This window comes from Kitasatospora sp. NPDC094016, from assembly GCF_040304045.1.
Classification (GTDB): Bacteria; Actinomycetota; Actinomycetes; order Streptomycetales; family Streptomycetaceae; genus Kitasatospora.
Window position 1 is genome coordinate 245114 of record NZ_JBEOUK010000005.1, and the last position, 15288, is coordinate 260401.

The window sequence follows — 15288 nt, forward strand, 5'->3', positions numbered from 1 at the left end:
TCCCCCCGCAGGTCAGTCCTTGCGCCCGCCGACCAGCCTCGGGTGCCGCTCCAGGCCCTCCAGCCCGTGCCAGGCCAGGTTCACCAGGTGCGCCGCGACCTGCGCCTTGTCCGGCTTGCGGACCTCCAGCCACCACTGCCCGGTCAGCGCGACCATGCCGACCAGCATCTGCGAGTACATCGGGGCCAGTCGCGCGTCGAAGCCCCGGGACTTGAACTCCAGGCCGAGGATGTCCTCCACCTGCGTCGCGATGTCGCTGATCAGTGACGCGAAGGTGCCGGTCGACTGGGCCACCGGGGAGTCCCGGACCAGGATCCGGAAGCCGTCCGTCGAGGTGTCGATGTAGTCCATCAGCGCGAACGCGGCCTGCTCCAGCAGCTCCCGCGAGTGCCCGCCGGTCAGTGCCCCCGTGACCATGTCCAGCAGCAACTGCATCTCGCGGTCCACCACCACCGCGTACAGCCCCTCCTTGCCGCCGAAGTGCTCGTACACCACCGGCTTCGACACCCCGGCCCGCTCGGCGATCTCCTCGACCGAGGTGCCGTCGTAGCCGCGCTCCGCGAACACCGTCCGGCCGATCTCCAGCAGCTGCTCCCGCCGCTGTTTGCCGGTCATCCGCACCCGCCCGCCCCGGCGGCGCGGCGTCGGGGCGGGCGCACCCCCCGAGGCGCCCCCGCCCGCCGGTGCAGCGGTTCGCGGACGGGCCGGCGCCGCGTCGGGCGCCGCGTCCGTCCGCGTGCTCTGGTGGCCGCCTGTGCTGTCTGCGCTGCTCCCGTTCACCCCTACATCATGCTGGAAGCGACGACTCATGCGGCGCGGCGGGCGGCGATCCGCTGCGCGTCCGGCCAACGGACGTCCCGGACCCAGCCGGCCAGCTCGAACCAGCGGATCAGCCGGGCCGAGGAGTCGATCTGCCCGCGCAGCACCCCGTGCCGGGCGGCCGTCGGGTCCGCGTGGTGCAGGTTGTGCCAGGACTCGCCGCAGGAGAGCACCGCCAGCCACCAGACGTTGCCCGAGCGGTCCCGGGAGCGGAACGGGCGGCGGCCGACGGCGTGGCAGATCGAGTTGATCGACCAGGTGACGTGGTGCAGCAGGGCCACCCGGACCAGCGATCCCCAGAAGAAGGCGGACAGCGCGCCCGACCAGGACAGCGTCACCAGCCCGCCGACCAGCGGGGGGAGCAGCAGCGAGATCATGGTCCAGAGCCAGAACAGCCGGGAGATCCGCCGTATGGCCGGATCGCGGACGAGGTCCGGCGCGTACGTGAGCTGCGGGGTCTGCTCCTCGTCGAACATCCAGCCCATGTGCGCCCACCACAGGCCCTTGAGCAGGGCCGGGAGGCTCTCCCCGTAGCGCCACGGCGAGTGCGGGTCGCCGTCCTTGTCGCTGAACCGGTGGTGTTTGCGGTGGTCGGCCACCCAGCGCACCAGCGGGCCCTCGACCGCCAGGCTGCCGGCGACCGCGAGGGCGAGCCGCATCGGGCGGTTGGCCTTGAACGCGCTGTGGGTGAAGTAGCGGTGGTAGCCGACGGTGATGCCGTGGCAGGTGAGGAAGTACATGGCGACGGTGATCGCCGCGTCCGTCCACCCCAGTCCCCACCCCCAGGCCACCGGCACGGCGGCCACCAGCGCGGCGAACGGCACGAGGATGAACAGCCCGAGCGCCAGCCGTTCGGCGAAGCCCTGCTTCTCCCCGCCGCGGGTGGCGGACAGCCGGGTGGCGGCGGTGTCGGTGGGATCGGTGGAATCGGGGGATTCGGTGGGAAGCGCGGCGTTCCCCGCGCTCGGCTCGCCGGCCTTGGTGGTCATGGGCGTCCCTTTGCGGCATCCCTGTGCGGGAGGGAGAGCGGAGGCTACGTTGGCGTAACCTACGGCATCGTAGGTTGCGCTCCGTGGCGAAGGGAACACGCCGCCGCACGGCGCTTGAGTGAATTCACCCGACTGGATGGATGAACCGGCGGCCCGGCTTGTTCGACCGTTCCCGGCGGATCGGGGCCTGCGGATCGCGGCAGTTGATACCCATGGCAGGGTCGACTCGGGTAGGGTCTGAGCAACCATCCGCCGTGGTGTAATGGCAGCACAGGGCCCTTTGGAGGCCTTTGTCTGGGTTCGAATCCTAGCGGCGGAGCCTCTGCACGCCTCAGGTTCGGGCGTACCGCCGAACCGCCGGTATTGTCGGTGCTGCTCGGCGGACTGTGCGAATGGCGACCGGCCTCGGTCCGGTCCGGGCCCGTTCTGCCCGCTCTTGTGAACCGACCGAGGAGCCTCCCCGCATGGGTGCCAATTCGCTTGCCGCCGTTGTCGTGCTCGCCGCCGGTGGCGGGACCCGGATGAAGTCGAACAAGCTGCCCAAGGTGCTGCACGAGGTCTGCGGCCGGTCGTTGGTGGGTCATGCCGTCTCGGCGGCCCGCGAACTGACGCCGGAACAGCTCGTCGTGGTGGTCGGACACCAGCGGGACCAGGTCCAGGAGCACCTCGCGGCGCACTACCCGGCGGCCCGCCCGGTGGTGCAGGAGGACCAGAAGGGCACCGGGCACGCGGTGCGCACGGCGCTGGAGGCGCTGGCCGCCGACGGTGTGGTGCTGGACGGCACGGTGATCGTCACCGCCGGGGACTCCCCGCTGCTGACCGGGGACACGCTGCGCCGCCTGGCGAAGGCCCACGCCGCCCAGGACAACGGGGTCACCGTGCTGACCGCCGTCGTCCCCGAGCCCTTCGGCTACGGCCGGATCCTGCGGGACGAGGACGGCACCGTCGCCGCGATCGTCGAGGAGCGGGACGCCACCGCCGTCCAGCGCTCGATCGCCGAGATCAACTCGGGCGTCTTCGCCTTCGACGCCAAGCTGCTGGTCGAGGCGCTGGCCGAGCTCACCACGGACAACTCGCAGGGCGAGGAGTACCTCACCGACACCCTGGAGATCCTGCGCACCGCCGGGCACCGGGTGGGCGCCGTGGTCGCGGAGGACCACCGGGACATCCTGGGCATCAACGACCGGGTGCAGCTCGCGCAGGCCCGCCGGCTGCTGAACGACCGCCTGCTGGAGCGGGCGATGCGGGCCGGCGTCACCGTGGTGGACCCGGCGACCACCTGGATCGACGTGCAGGTGACGTACGAGCCGGACGCCCTCGTGCTGCCGAACACCCAGCTGCAGGGCGCCACCCACCTGGGCGAGGGCTGCGAGGTCGGCCCGAACTCGACCCTGACCGACACCCTGATCGGCGCCGGCGCCCGTGTGAGCAACACCACGGCGGACCGCGCCGAGGTGGGCGAGCTGGCCACCGCCGGCCCGTACGCCTACCTGCGGCCGGGGGCCAAGCTGGCCCGCAAGGCGAAGGTCGGCACCTACGTCGAGGTGAAGAACTCCGAGCTGGGCGAGGGCGCCAAGGTGCCGCACCTCTCCTACATCGGGGACACCACGATCGGCGAGGGCACCAACGTCGGCGCGGCCTCGGTCACCGTGAACTACGACGGCGTCAACAAGCACCGCACGGTGATCGGTGCGCACTGCCGCACCGGCTCCGACAACATGTTCATCGCCCCGGTGACGATCGGGGACGGCGCCTACACCGCGGCCGGTTCGGTGATCACCACCGACGTCCCGCCGGGCGCGCTCGGAGTGAGCCGGGCGCACCAGCGCAACATCGACGGCTGGGTGGAGCGCAAGCGCCCGGGGACCACCTCCGCGAAGGCCGCGAAGGCCGCGGCGGACGGGGCCGCGGACGCCTGACGGGGCGGGCGGGAGCCCGAGGACGGTCCCGGGGCGGACGGTTTCTGCGTGGGCGCGTAACCTTGGGGTCATACGTGCGCCACTGGGCTTACGGCCCGTGTCCAGGCGTACCGACAATTCCCCCGACCCCGTGCGAGCCGGCTGCGCCTGCCCGCACGGGATGACGGGGTTCAGCGTCAGCAACGCGAGGAGACGGTGCAGTGAGCGGGATCACGACGTCGGGTGAGAAGAAACTCAAGCTCTTCTCCGGCCGTGCCCACCCGGAACTGGCGAGGGAGGTGGCCGAGGCGCTCGGGACCGAGCTCGTCCCGACCAAGGCCCTGGACTTCGCCAACGGCGAGATCTACGTCCGCTTCCTGGACTCGGCCCGCGGCGCGGACTGCTTCGTGATGCAGAGCCACACGGCTCCCATCAACCAGTGGATCATGGAACAGCTGATCATGATCGATGCGCTGAAGCGGGCCTCCGCCAAGAGCATCACCGCGATCCTGCCGTTCTACGGGTACGCCCGCCAGGACAAGAAGCACCTGGGCCGCGAGCCCATCTCGGCGCGCCTGGTCGCCGACCTGCTGCGCCAGGCGGGCGCCGACCGGCTGATGGCCGTGGACCTGCACACCGCGCAGATCCAGGGCTTCTTCGACGGTCCGGTGGACCACCTGTTCGCGCTGCCGATGCTGGCGGACTACGTCGGCGGGAGGGTGGACCGCTCCAAGCTGACCATCGTGTCGCCGGACGCCGGCCGGGTGAAGGTGGCCGACCAGTGGTGCGACCGGCTGGACGCGCCGCTGGCGATCATCCACAAGCGCCGCGACATGACCCAGGCCAACACCATCCTGTCGGCCGAGGTCGTCGGTGACGTCAAGGACCGGGTCTGCGTCCTGGTCGACGACATGATCGACACCGCCGGCACGATCTGCGCCGCGGCCGACGCGCTGTTCGACAACGGTGCCGCGGACGTCCTGGTGGCGGCCACCCACGGCGTGCTCTCCGGCCCGGCCGCGGACCGGCTGAAGAACTCGCGGGTCAGCGAGTTCGTGTTCACCAACACGCTGCCGACCCCGGCGCAGATCCAGCTGGACAAGATCACCACGCTGTCCATCGCCCCCTCGATCGCGGCCGCGATCCGCGAGGTGTTCGAGGAGGGTTCGGTCACGAGCCTCTTCGAGGGCGTGCACTGACGAAGCCCGACGGCGGCGGCCCCGGTCCGGATCGGACCGGGGCCGCCGCCGATTTCACGGGAGGCCGTTCATGCGGTTAGACTCGTGAAACTGCTCGGCGAGGGATGCCGTGCGCCTGCTTGCCGGGTGCCCGCTCCGTGATCGACGCGCTGCCGGTGTCGGATTTCCGTCCGTCGGCAGAGGCCGTTACCGCCGAGTGACCCCCGAACGTACTGAGGGTGTGGCCCCGGCGGTTTTTCGCGTTGCCTGCACCCCCGCGCCAGTTCTTCCCGAGGAGTGCAGTCGTGTCCGAGATCCGCATCGCCGCTGAGACCCGTTCCGAGTTCGGCAAGGGTGCCGCCCGTCGCGCCCGCCGTGCCGGCTTCGTCCCCGGTGTCGTCTACGGCCACGGCCACGCCCCGGTTCACCTGAACCTGCCGAGCCACGACCTGATGATGGCGCTCAAGACCCCGAACGCCCTGCTGGTCGTGCCGATCGAGGGCAAGGACGAGTACGTGCTGCCCAAGGCCGTCCAGCGCGAGGCCATCAAGCGCACCATCGAGCACGTCGACCTGCTGCTGGTCAAGCGCGGCGAGAAGGTCACCGTCGAGATCCCGGTCCTGACCGAGGGCGAGCTGGCCCCCGGCGGCAACCTGCTGGAGCACGTCCTCAACGCGCTGCCGATCGAGGCCGAGGCCACCCACCTGCCCGAGGCCGTCACCGTCTCGGTCGAGGGCCTGGAGTCCGGTGCCTCCGTCCTCGCCAAGGACATCGTCCTGCCGGCCGGCGTCACCCTGGCCGTCGACGCCGACGCCGTCGTGCTGCAGGTCATCGGCGCCCAGGCCGCCCCGGCCGAGGACGAGGCCGTCGAGGCCGAGGGCACCGAGGCCTGAGCCTCGCCCCACCAGCTGTGACCGCTGCCCCGGTCGCTCCCCTCGGAGCGGCCGGGGCAGCGGTGTGTCCGGGAAGATGACGTAGAGCGCGCACAGGAGGAGAGAGGGCATGGCGGACGAGTACGAGGGCCCCTGGCTGGTGGTGGGGCTGGGCAACCCGGGCGAGCAGTACGCCCGGAACCGGCACAACATCGGGTTCATGGTGGTGGACCTGCTGGCGCAGCGGATGGGCGCGAAGTTCAAGGCGCACAAGAGCCGGGCGCAGGTGGCCGAAGGACGGCTCTCCGGCCGCCGGGTGGTGCTGGCCAAGCCGATGTCGTTCATGAACCTCTCCGGCGGGCCGGTGACGGCGCTGCGGGACTTCTACAAGGCGCCGGCCTCGGCGCTGGTCGCCGTCCACGACGAGCTGGACATCGACTACGCGGCGCTGCGCCTCAAGCTGGGCGGCGGGGACAACGGCCACAACGGGCTGAAGTCGATCACCAAGTCGCTGGGGCCGGACTACTACCGGGTGCGGTGCGGGATCGGCCGGCCACCGGGCCGGATGGAGGTCGCGGACTTCGTGCTGAAGGACTTCTCCGGCGCCGAGCGCAAGGAACTGGAGTGGTTCGTGGACCGCTCGGCGGACGCGGTGGAGGCGCTGCTGTCCGAGGGGCTGGAGCGGGCGCAGGGCACCTACAACTCCTGACGCTGCATCAAGTCCGGGAGTGGTGTTACGCAACAGTCGTACAACGCTTGCCGGTCCAAACCTGAATCCGTGTGAGAAGCCTGTGCGGGATCGGATAGCGTCGGCCTGGTACGCGAACGAGTCCTGGGGAGTTCTCGATGCGGGGTTTTCGTCCGGTCCGCCGACTGCGGCGGCTCCGGGTGGTCCGACTGAAGCAGTTCGGACGGCGGGTCGGCACGGCCGGTGCGCTGGGGGCGGCCGGGGTGCTGCTCTCGGGCGGCGCGGTGGCGCACGCGGACGCGGTGGCCGAGCCGGATCCGGGCGTCTCCGCGGATCCGGCGGCGGCGCAGTTCGGGCCGCTGCTCGGTGACTCGATGGGCACGGACGCCGGGCTGCTGGCGGTCGGCGGCGGCCTGGTGGTCGCGGCCGGCGGCGCCGCGCTGTGGCTGAAGCGCCGGCGCGCGGGCGAGCCGGGCGAGTAGGTCCTGTCCGCGCGGTGACACGACACCGGGCCGGTGCCCACGGGCACCGGCCCTTTCGCGTGCCCCGGGCCCTTCCGGTACGGGACGGGGCCGCCGCCCACCCCGGAGGGCGGACGGCGGCCCCGTCCCGTACGCGCGGTGGCGTCAGCCGGTGTTGCGCAGGCCGGCGGCGATGCCGTTGACGGTCAGCAGCAGCGCGCGGGCGCGCAGCGGGTCCTCGTGGCGGCCGGTGGCGACCTCCTCGCGCTGGCGGCGCAGCAGCGCGACCTGGAGGTAGGAGATCGGGTCGAGGTAGGCGTCGCGGACGGTGAAGGTCTGCTTGAGCACCGGGTTGTGCTCCAGCAGTTCGCCCTCGCCGGTGAGCCGGAGCACCTCGCGCAGGGTGAGCTCGTGCTCGGCGACGATCTGGTCGAAGACGTGGTGCAGGTCGGCGGGCACCAGCTGCTCGACGTAGTGGCGGGCGATCCGCAGGTCGGTCTTGGCCAGTGTCATGGCGACGTTGGACAGGAAGTTGCGGAAGAAGTGCCACTGGCCGTGCATCTCGTCGAGCACGCCGCCGAGGCCGGCCGCGCGGGCGGCGGCGAGGCCGGAGCCGACGCCGTACCAGCCGGGGACGATCTGGCGGGACTGGGTCCAGCCGAAGACCCACGGGATGGCCCGCAGGCCGTCGAGGCCGGCGCCGGAGTCGGGGCGGCGGGACGGGCGGGAGCCCAGGTGCAGCGAGGCGAGCTGGTCGACCGGGGTGGCGGCGAAGAAGTACTTCGGCAGGTCCTCCTGCTCGACCAGGGCGCGGTAGGCGGTGTGGGCGGCCGCGGAGACCTGGTCCATCGCGGCGTCCCAGCGGGCCAGTTCCTCGGGGGCCTGGCGCGGGGCGGTGTGCAGCGCGGAGGCGGAGAGGGTGGCGGAGATGGTCAGCTCCAGGTTCTCCCGGGCGAGGGAGGGGAGCAGGTACTTGTCGGAGATGACCTCGCCCTGCTCGGTGACCTTGATCTCGCCCTCAAGGGTGCCCCAGGGCTGGGCCAGGATGGCCTCGTGCGAGGGGCCGCCGCCGCGGCCGACGGTGCCGCCGCGGCCGTGGAACAGGCGCAGCCGGATGCCGTAGCGGTGGGCGACGTCGCGCAGCCGGCGCTGGGCGCGGTGGATCTCCCACTGGGAGGTGGTGATGCCGCCGAACTTGGAGGAGTCGGAGTAGCCGAGCATGACCTCCTGGACGTCGCCGCGCAGCGAGACGAGCAGCCGGTAGGAGGGGTCGGACAGCATCTCGTCGAGGATGAGGTCGGCCTTCTGGAGTTCCTCGGTGGTCTCCAGCAGCGGCACGATGCCGATCTTGGCGATGCCGCCGTGCAGGTCGATCAGGCCGGCCTCGCGGGCCAGGACGGTGGCGGCGAAGACGTCGTCGGCGCCCTGGCACATCGAGATGATGTAGCTCTCGACGATCTCGTCGCCGAAGCGCTCGAAGCCCTCGCGGATGGTGTTGAAGACGCCGAGGGTCTTGGTGCCGGCGGCGTCCAGCGGGGCCGGGGTGGGGGCGAGCGGGCGGCGCGAGCGGAGCTCCTTGGCGAGCAGCTTCTGCCGGTACTCGCGGGGCATGTCGGCGTAGCGCCAGGCCTCCTCGCCGAGGCGGTCGAAGAGCTGGCCGAGGGCGTGGTGGTGGGCCTCGGCGTGCTCGCGGACGTCCATGGTGGCGAGCTGGAGGCCGAAGGCCTCGATGGTGCGGATGGCGCGGGCGAGGCGGCCGTCGGCGATCAGCTCGCCGCGGTGGGCGCGCAGGGAGTCCTGGATGAGCCGCAGGTCGGTGATCAGCTCGCGGGTGCCGAGGTAGTCGCGGCCCTCGACGTGCGGGGTGCCCTGGGCGAGCCGCTCGCGGGTGTTCTCCAGCTTGAGCCGGACGCAGGTGGCCTTGAGGCGGTAGGGCTCCTCGGCGTTCATCCGCTTGTAGCGGGGGCTGAGCTCGGGGAGCTGGTGCAGGTCGGTGTTGAGCGAGGCGAGCAGTTCGACCGAGGCGCCGGCCAGCCGCTCGGAGGTGGAGAGGGTGCTGCGCAGGTCGTCGACGGCGGCCAGGGCGTCCTTGATGCCGTACTCGTGCTGGAGGTTGAGGACGTCCCAGGTGACCTGCGGGGTCACGTTGGGGTTGCCGTCGCGGTCGCCGCCGATCCAGGTGCCGAAGGTGAGCGGGCGGACGCCGTCGGGCAGGGTGAGGCCGACCCGGCCGAGTTCCTCGTGCAGTTCCTCCAGGACCTGGGGGACGGCGTCGCGGTAGAGCTCGTCCAGGTAGTAGACGGCGTTGCGGGCCTCGTCGGTGGGCTCGGGGCGGGCGATGCGCAGCTCGTCGGTCTGCCAGAGCAGGTCGATGACCTCGGCGAGGCGGCGGTCGGCCTGGCGGCGGGCGCTGCTGGTGCGGGCCGGGTCGGCCTGGGAGAGGCCGGCGGCGATCTCCTCGCGGTGGATGCGGTCGAGGAGTTCACCGATGCGGCGCAGCTTGTTGAGGACGCTGCGGCGGGCGGCCTCGGTGGGGTGGGCGGTGAAGACCGGGCGGACCGCGAGGTGGGCCAGGGTGTTCTCGAGGTGCTTGGGGTCGGCCTCGGCGAGCTGGTCGGCGGTCTGGGCGAGCAGCGAGCCCTCCCGGGCGCGGCGGGTGGCGAACTCGCGGCCGCGGTGCACCTGTTCGGTGACGTTGGCGAGGTGGAAGTAGGTGGAGAAGGCCCGGACCAGCTTGGCGGCGGTGTCCAGGTCGATGTCGGAGAGGAGTTCGGCGGTGGCCTCGCCGTCGGTGCGGCTGAGCAGGCGGACCTGTTCGACCAGGCCCAGCAGCTGGGGGCCTTCCTGGCGGACGAGCGTCTCGCCGAGCAGGTCGCCGAGGCGGCGGATGTCCGCCCGCAGGGCCGCGTTGTCGGCAACTGGGCCGGTGGCGTGGACAGTGGGGCTGTCCGCCGGGGTGGGGACCGGAGCGGTCACGGCTGGCTCCCTGTGGTGGTGGGGTTCGGCAACGGCTCATCGTCACAGGTCCGCCCGCGTGTGGCGGGTGTGACGCGTGCGGACCGCGCTGTCCGACGCGACCAGCATAGGTGTCGGGGCGGTCGCTGTCCGCGAGGTGGCCGGATGGCGGACAGTGCCGCCGCAGGCCGCATGTGGTCTGGACCACTTGAGGGTCCGGCGAGGTGTCGGGGACAATCCCGGTGGGGAGGGGAGGGGGTTGCCGCTTAGGCTGTCGGCCATGAGCAAGTCGCCTGGGGAGCGCGCGCCGGTCCGGCCGTTCTGGTGGTGGGAACGGCCGCGCAGCGCCTTCCTGGACATCGGGCTGGCGGCGCTCGCCGCGCTGGAGTGCGCGCTCAGCACGATCGCCTTCCTCTTCGGCCGGGTGCACCTGGGCGCCGCCGGGATGGCCGGCATCTCGCTGCTCGGCGTGGTGGCGGGCGGTTCGCTGGTGCTGCGCCGCCGCTGGCCGGCCGTACCCGTGCTGGTGACCCTGGTGGCGATGCCGGGGATGCTCGGCGTCCTGCTGCTGGTGGTGTCGCTGTACACGCTGGCGGCGACCTGGGAGTGGCCCACCCGGCGCTGGCGGGTGGTGGCGCTGTCCGCACTGGCCTTCGCCGAGACCGTCGCCGTGATGATGGTGTCGATGCTGACGCCCGGCGACACGGCGGTGGAGCAGCCGCCGCTCTGGGGCCAGGTGCTGATCGCGGTGCTGGTCTCCGTCGGCCTGACCGTCCCGCCGGTGGTCACCGGACTGTACGTGGGCGCGCGGCGGCGGCTGATCGACTCGCTCAAGGACCGCGCGCACGGCCTGGAGACCGAGCTGGACCTGCTGGCCGAGCAGGCCCAGGAGCGCGCCCGCCGGGCCCGGCTGGAGGAGCGCACCCGGATCGCCCGGGAGATGCACGACGTGGTGGCGCACCGGGTGTCCCTGATGGTGGTGCACGCCGGGGCGCTGGAGCGGATCGTCGCCAAGGACCCGGAGAAGGCCGCGCAGAGCGCCAAGCTGATGGGCGAGGTCGGGCGGCAGGCGCTGAACGAGCTGCGGGAGATCCTCGGCGTGCTGCGGATGGACGACGAGCGCCAGCCGGAGCCGGACTCGCTGGCCGGGCTGCCCCGGCTGGTCGACCAGTCCCGGGCGGCCGGCATGGCGGTGACGCTGACCGTCAGCGGCAGCCGGCAGGAGTTCACCGGCGAGGCCGAGCAGACCGCCTACCGGGTCGTCCAGGAGGGTCTGACCAACGCGCACAAGCACGCGGGCGGCGCACGGGTGTCCGTCCTGCTCGCGTACGCGCCCAACGGGGTGCGGGTGAGCGTGGTGAACGCCTGCCCGGGCGGCGGCGGGGGCGCGGCGAAGCTGCCCAGCGGCGGCAACGGGCTGGTCGGGATGCGGGAGCGGGTGATCGCACTGGGCGGCACCTTCTCCTCCGGGCCGGAGGCGGACGGCGGGTTCCGGGTCGAGGCGGTGCTGCCGTCCCGGCTGGCGGTCCGGGCCGAACGGCTGCGGTGACGCGCCGTCAGGCCCGGCCCGGAGGTCAGGCCCGGGCGCGCGTCGGCGGAGCGCCCCGGGCCGCCGTCAGGACCCGTCGGCGGTGCGCAGCCGCTCCGGGGCGGTGCCCAGGACCAGGGTGGTGACGGCCTGGTCGATGCCGTGCCCGAGGAACCACTCGCCGGTGTGGTCCAGGCTGTAGACCCGGCCCTCCTCGTCGACGGCCAGCAGCGCCTGCCCGTACGCCTCCTCGCCGAGCGGGGCGAGCTGGGTGCCCAGGGCGCGGCCGAGGTCGAGCAGGGTGCGCGGCTGGTGCAGTCCGCACAGCGGGTCGATCAGGAACGGGGTGCGGGCCAGCTGGCGGCCCGGGCCGGCCAGGTCGAAGGCGAGGCCGCCGAACTCCGCCCAGGCCTCCACCGCCGCCGGGAACACCGCGTGCCGCAGGCCGGCCGCCCCGCCGTACCCGACCAGGGCGTCGGCCCACTCCTCGGCCTGCCGTATCTGCCAGCGGCCGGGGTGCCAGCCGGCCGCCTTGAGCTCGGCGGCGACGTCGGCGGGGAAGCGCGGGCGGACCCGCCCGGCGGGGGCGGCGGACAGGGTGGCCGGCGGTGGCGGGGGCGCGCTGGGCGGGTTCAGGGCGGACTCCAGGGCTCGGGGACAGGGGGCGTACGAGGGCGCGGTCAGGGCGCGGGCGGCCCGACGGCGACGCTCTGCACGGTGAAGTGCTCCAGCATCGGCGCGCAGGAACGGCACGGCGGGGCGTGGGTGCCGTGCGCCGGGTCGCCCTCCTCCCGGATGCGAACGGTCGTCATCCGGGAGCCCTTGAGCGCCTTGCGGGCCTCGTGCAGGGTCATCGGCTTGCGGGCGGCGCGTTTGGAGCGACGGCCGTCGACCGCGGCCAGGTGCTGGGAGAGCAGGACGGCCTCCGGGCAGCGACCGGTGAACCGCTCGCGCGCCTCGACGGGCAGCGTGTCCAGGAACTCGCCGACCAGCGGGTGCAGGACCGGCCGTCGGGCGTCCTTGTCCCCGGCCAGGGTGTGCACCTCGCCGCCCTTGAGCGACAGCGCGGCGGCGACGGCGGGCAGCAGGCTGTCGCGGTGGTGGCGCAGCACGGGCGGGCCCGCGGGCTCACCGGTGGTCATGCGTCGTCCTCCTCCTCTGTTCCCGCTGACGGAAGGACCGGTGGGACGGTCCGGGGCAAGCCTGTCAAACGACACCGACATCCGCACAACCGGGGTGCGGGGCGGACGAACGACCGTGCGGGACCGGCCGGGCCGTCACCCGATCCTCGCCGGACCGGGGCCGGATCCGCACACCGTCGTCACGACTTGTCCGCCGATTTCCCGAAACCACCCCCGGGCCGGTGGCACGGCCGGTACCGTTCCGGCAGCGAGGCCGAAGGGGATCCGGCCGACCGTCCGCGGACGCGCGGACAGGGGCCGCCCCCGGTGCCCGCGCCGGACGTTGGGGCCGCCGGGGTGGGCCCGCGCCCGCCCCGGCGGCGGAGCGAAGGGGCTCGTGGATGACGTCGGAGCAGCCCGGTCGGAACGGACCACGGCAGCGGGCCTGGGACGCGCAGGCCGCCAACCAGGCGCCCGGCGGGCACGTGCCCACGCCGGGCGAGCCGCCCCGGCCGGCGCCGGAACGCCCGGTGGGTCTCGCCGTGGTCGGGGCCGGCTACTGGGGCCCGAAGCTGGTCCGCAACGCGCAGGACACCCCGGCACTGCGGCTGCACTGGCTGTGCGACCTGGACGAGGCCAAGGCCCGTACCGTGCTGGGGGAGTACAGCACCGTCCGGGCGACCGGCTCCTACCGGCGGGTGCTCGACGACGAACGGGTCGGGGCGGTCGCGGTGGCCACGCCCGCGGCCGCGCACTACCGGCTGGTGCGGGCCGCGCTGGAGGCCGGCAAGCACGTGCTGGTGGAGAAGCCGATCACCACCTCGGCCGCCGAGGCCGCCGACCTGGTCGACCTGGCCGAGCGCAGCGGGCTGGTGCTGATGTGCGACCACACCTTCTGCTACACCCCGGTGGTGCGCCGGATCCGCGAGCTGGTGCACGGCGGCGAGATCGGCGACGTCCAGTTCTTCGACTCGGTGCGGATCAACCTCGGCCTGGTGCAGCCCGACGTGGACGTGCTGTGGGACCTCGCCCCGCACGACCTGTCGATCCTCGACTTCGTGCTGCCGCCCGGCGTCGAACCGGTCGGGGTGTCCGCCCAGGGCGCCGACCCGATCGGCGCCGGCCGGGCCTGCGTGGCGTACCTGACGGTCCGGCTGAGCAACGGCGCTCTGGCCCACTGTCACGTCAACTGGCTCTCCCCGACGAAGGTCCGCACCACGCTGATCGGCGGCTCCCGGCGCACCCTGGTCTGGGACGACCTCAACCCGCAGGCCCGGCTGGCCGTGCACGACCGCGGCGTCGACCTCACCCCGCCCGACCAGCTGACCGACGCGATCCGGCACCGGGCGCTGATCTCCTACCGGGTCGGCGAGATGGTCGCGCCCGCGCTGGTCGAGCAGGAGGCGCTGCGCAACGTGATGGCCGAGTTCGCCGCCGCGATCACCGAGCGCCGGGCCCCGCTCACCGACGGCCGCGCCGGGGTGCGGGTGCTCCAACTGCTGGAGGCGGCCTCGCTCAGCCTCGAACTCGGCGGCGCCACCGTCCCGGTGGGGTCCGGGGATCGGGCGGCCGCCCGGTGAGCGCCGGCATCCCGCCGGCCGACCCGGTCCTGCTGGTCGACCTGGCGGCCGCGCACGCCGAGGTCGCGGCCGAGGTCCGGGCCGGCTTCGACCGGGTGCTCGCCTCCGGCGGCTACGTCAAGGGCCCCGAAGTGGACGGCTTCGAGCGGGAGTACGCCGACTTCACCGGCGCCCGGCACTGCGTGGGCGCCGGCAACGGCACCGACGCCCTCGAACTCGCCCTGCGCGCCCTCGACCTGCCGCCCGGCGGCGGGGTCGTCCTGCCCGCCAACACCTTCGTCGCCACCGCGGAGGCCGTGCAGCGGGCCGGGCTGCGCCCGGTACTGGTCGACGCCGACCCGGCGCACCTGCTGATCGACCCCGAGCGGGCCGCCGGGGCGCTGCCCGCAGCGGTCGCACTGCTGCCCGTCCACCTGAACGGCCAGCTCGCCCCGATGGGGCCGCTGCTGGAACTGGCCGACGGCCGACCGGTGGTGGAGGACGCGGCGCAGTCCCAGGGCGCCCGGCAGCACGGGCGCACCGGCTACGGGCGGATCGCGGCCACCAGCTTCTACCCGGGCAAGAACCTCGGCGGCTACGGCGACGCCGGGGCGGTGCTCACCGACGACGACGAACTCGCCGCCGCCGTCCGGCTGATCGGCGACCACGGCGCGCGCGAGAAGTACCGGCACGAGCGGTTCGGCTTCAACTCCCGGATGGACGCGCTGCAGGCCGTCGTGCTGCGGGCCAAGCTGCGCCGGCTGCCCGCCTGGAACGCCGCCCGCCGGGCCGCCGCCGCCCGCTACGACGCCCTGCTCGGCGGTCTCGACGGCCTGACCCTGCCGCGCACCGCGCCCGGCAACGAGCACGTCTGGCACCTGTACGCGGTGCGGATCGGCCCAGGCCGGGACCGCGACGCCGTCCTCGCCGCGTTGCACGCCGCCGGGATCGGCGCCGGGGTGCACTACCCCGTCCCGGTCCACCTCCAGCCCGCGTTCCGTCACCTCGGCCACCGCGCGGGGGCGTTCCCGGTCGCCGAACGGGCCGCCCGCGAACTGCTCAGCCTGCCGCTGCACCCGCATCTCACCGAGGCGCAGCAGACCAGGGTCGCCGGGGTGCTGGCCGGGGCGCTCGGGCAGCGGCTCTGACCGTTCCCCTTCTCCCGGGCGGGGGCCCGGGCCCGGAGACGACCCCCTACGCTGGTGTCCAGCAAGCGCTTC

Annotated in this window: 13 protein-coding genes and 1 tRNA gene; 9 read left to right on the forward strand and 5 right to left on the reverse strand. The window is 73.4% G+C overall.

Going from position 1 to position 15288, the window contains the following annotated elements:
• Window positions 1–12: 12 nt before the first annotated feature.
• Together ABT015_RS07730 and ABT015_RS07735 are read right to left on the reverse strand one after the other, a co-directional pair.
• Window positions 13–780 (reverse strand): TetR family transcriptional regulator, encoded by a 768-nt coding sequence (locus ABT015_RS07730; protein WP_402451488.1) that lies wholly within the window; start codon window positions 778–780, stop codon window positions 13–15.
• Between the two features lie 26 nt (window positions 781–806).
• Window positions 807–1808 carry an acyl-CoA desaturase gene (locus tag ABT015_RS07735; RefSeq protein WP_350877735.1) on the reverse strand — a complete coding sequence of 334 codons (1002 nt, stop codon included), beginning with the start codon at window positions 1806–1808 and terminating at the stop codon, window positions 807–809.
• Window positions 1809–2056: 248 nt separating this feature from the next.
• Between ABT015_RS07735 and ABT015_RS07740 the strand changes: the two genes are divergently transcribed.
• The 6 genes from ABT015_RS07740 (at window position 2057) to ABT015_RS07765 (ending at window position 6926) form a co-directional block, all read left to right on the forward strand.
• A tRNA-Gln gene (locus ABT015_RS07740) sits at window positions 2057–2127 on the forward strand.
• 145 nt (window positions 2128–2272) lie between these two features.
• Window positions 2273–3727 carry a bifunctional UDP-N-acetylglucosamine diphosphorylase/glucosamine-1-phosphate N-acetyltransferase GlmU gene (gene glmU / locus ABT015_RS07745; protein WP_350877736.1) on the forward strand — a complete coding sequence of 485 codons (1455 nt, stop codon included), beginning with the start codon at window positions 2273–2275 and terminating at the stop codon, window positions 3725–3727.
• 200 nt (window positions 3728–3927) lie between these two features.
• Window positions 3928–4905 (forward strand): ribose-phosphate diphosphokinase, encoded by a 978-nt coding sequence (locus ABT015_RS07750; RefSeq protein ID WP_350877737.1) that lies wholly within the window; start codon window positions 3928–3930, stop codon window positions 4903–4905.
• A gap of 284 nt (window positions 4906–5189) precedes the next feature.
• Window positions 5190–5777 (forward strand): 50S ribosomal protein L25/general stress protein Ctc, encoded by a 588-nt coding sequence (locus ABT015_RS07755; protein ID WP_350877738.1) that lies wholly within the window; start codon window positions 5190–5192, stop codon window positions 5775–5777.
• Window positions 5778–5886: 109 nt separating this feature from the next.
• A complete protein-coding gene (pth, locus tag ABT015_RS07760) occupies window positions 5887–6465 on the forward strand; it encodes an aminoacyl-tRNA hydrolase (RefSeq protein ID WP_063348046.1) in 579 nt (192 codons plus the stop codon).
• 137 nt (window positions 6466–6602) lie between these two features.
• On the forward strand, window positions 6603–6926 hold the full coding sequence (locus ABT015_RS07765) for a hypothetical protein (protein ID WP_350877739.1): 324 nt from the start codon (window positions 6603–6605) through the stop codon (window positions 6924–6926).
• Between the two features lie 144 nt (window positions 6927–7070).
• On the opposite strand, the gene ppc is transcribed toward ABT015_RS07765, so the two are convergent.
• Entirely contained in the window at window positions 7071–9881 is a 2811-nt protein-coding gene (gene ppc, locus ABT015_RS07770) for a phosphoenolpyruvate carboxylase (RefSeq protein WP_402451493.1), read from the reverse strand.
• A 259-nt stretch (window positions 9882–10140) separates the two neighbouring features.
• Here ppc and ABT015_RS07775 point away from each other — a divergent pair, with 259 nt between their 5' ends.
• Window positions 10141–11409, forward strand: a complete 1269-nt coding sequence (locus ABT015_RS07775) for a sensor histidine kinase (RefSeq protein WP_350877741.1) — start codon at window positions 10141–10143, stop codon at window positions 11407–11409.
• A 66-nt stretch (window positions 11410–11475) separates the two neighbouring features.
• Here the strand turns inward: ABT015_RS07775 and ABT015_RS07780 are convergent, their stop codons facing one another.
• A complete protein-coding gene (locus ABT015_RS07780) occupies window positions 11476–11985 on the reverse strand; it encodes an SUKH-3 domain-containing protein (protein WP_350877788.1) in 510 nt (169 codons plus the stop codon).
• Window positions 11986–12068: 83 nt separating this feature from the next.
• On the reverse strand, window positions 12069–12530 hold the full coding sequence (locus ABT015_RS07785) for a YwqJ-related putative deaminase (RefSeq protein ID WP_350877742.1): 462 nt from the start codon (window positions 12528–12530) through the stop codon (window positions 12069–12071).
• A gap of 380 nt (window positions 12531–12910) precedes the next feature.
• Here ABT015_RS07785 and ABT015_RS07790 point away from each other — a divergent pair, with 380 nt between their 5' ends.
• Both ABT015_RS07790 and ABT015_RS07795 read left to right on the forward strand, forming a co-directional pair.
• Window positions 12911–14089: a Gfo/Idh/MocA family protein gene (locus ABT015_RS07790; protein ID WP_350877743.1), complete on the forward strand. Its 1179-nt coding sequence runs from the start codon at window positions 12911–12913 to the stop codon at window positions 14087–14089.
• Window positions 14086–15216 carry a DegT/DnrJ/EryC1/StrS family aminotransferase gene (locus ABT015_RS07795; RefSeq protein WP_350877744.1) on the forward strand — a complete coding sequence of 377 codons (1131 nt, stop codon included), beginning with the start codon at window positions 14086–14088 and terminating at the stop codon, window positions 15214–15216. Before ABT015_RS07790 ends, ABT015_RS07795 begins: the two co-directional genes overlap by 4 nt.
• Window positions 15217–15288: the final 72 nt, after the last annotated feature.

What these genes read in the sequence shown, in the direction of transcription:
- ABT015_RS07735 (WP_350877735.1), bottom strand. Translation starts at nt 1,808, where the DNA reads ATGACCACCAAGGCCGGCGAGCCGAGCGCGGGGAACGCCGCGCTTCCC.
- ABT015_RS07785 (WP_350877742.1), bottom strand. Translation starts at nt 12,530, where the DNA reads ATGACCACCGGTGAGCCCGCGGGCCCGCCCGTGCTGCGCCACCACCGC.
- glmU (WP_350877736.1), top strand. Translation starts at nt 2,273, where the DNA reads ATGGGTGCCAATTCGCTTGCCGCCGTTGTCGTGCTCGCCGCCGGTGGC.
- ABT015_RS07765 (WP_350877739.1), top strand. Translation starts at nt 6,603, where the DNA reads ATGCGGGGTTTTCGTCCGGTCCGCCGACTGCGGCGGCTCCGGGTGGTC.
- ABT015_RS07775 (WP_350877741.1), top strand. Translation starts at nt 10,141, where the DNA reads ATGAGCAAGTCGCCTGGGGAGCGCGCGCCGGTCCGGCCGTTCTGGTGG.
- pth (WP_063348046.1), top strand. Translation starts at nt 5,887, where the DNA reads ATGGCGGACGAGTACGAGGGCCCCTGGCTGGTGGTGGGGCTGGGCAAC.
- ABT015_RS07790 (WP_350877743.1), top strand. Translation starts at nt 12,911, where the DNA reads ATGACGTCGGAGCAGCCCGGTCGGAACGGACCACGGCAGCGGGCCTGG.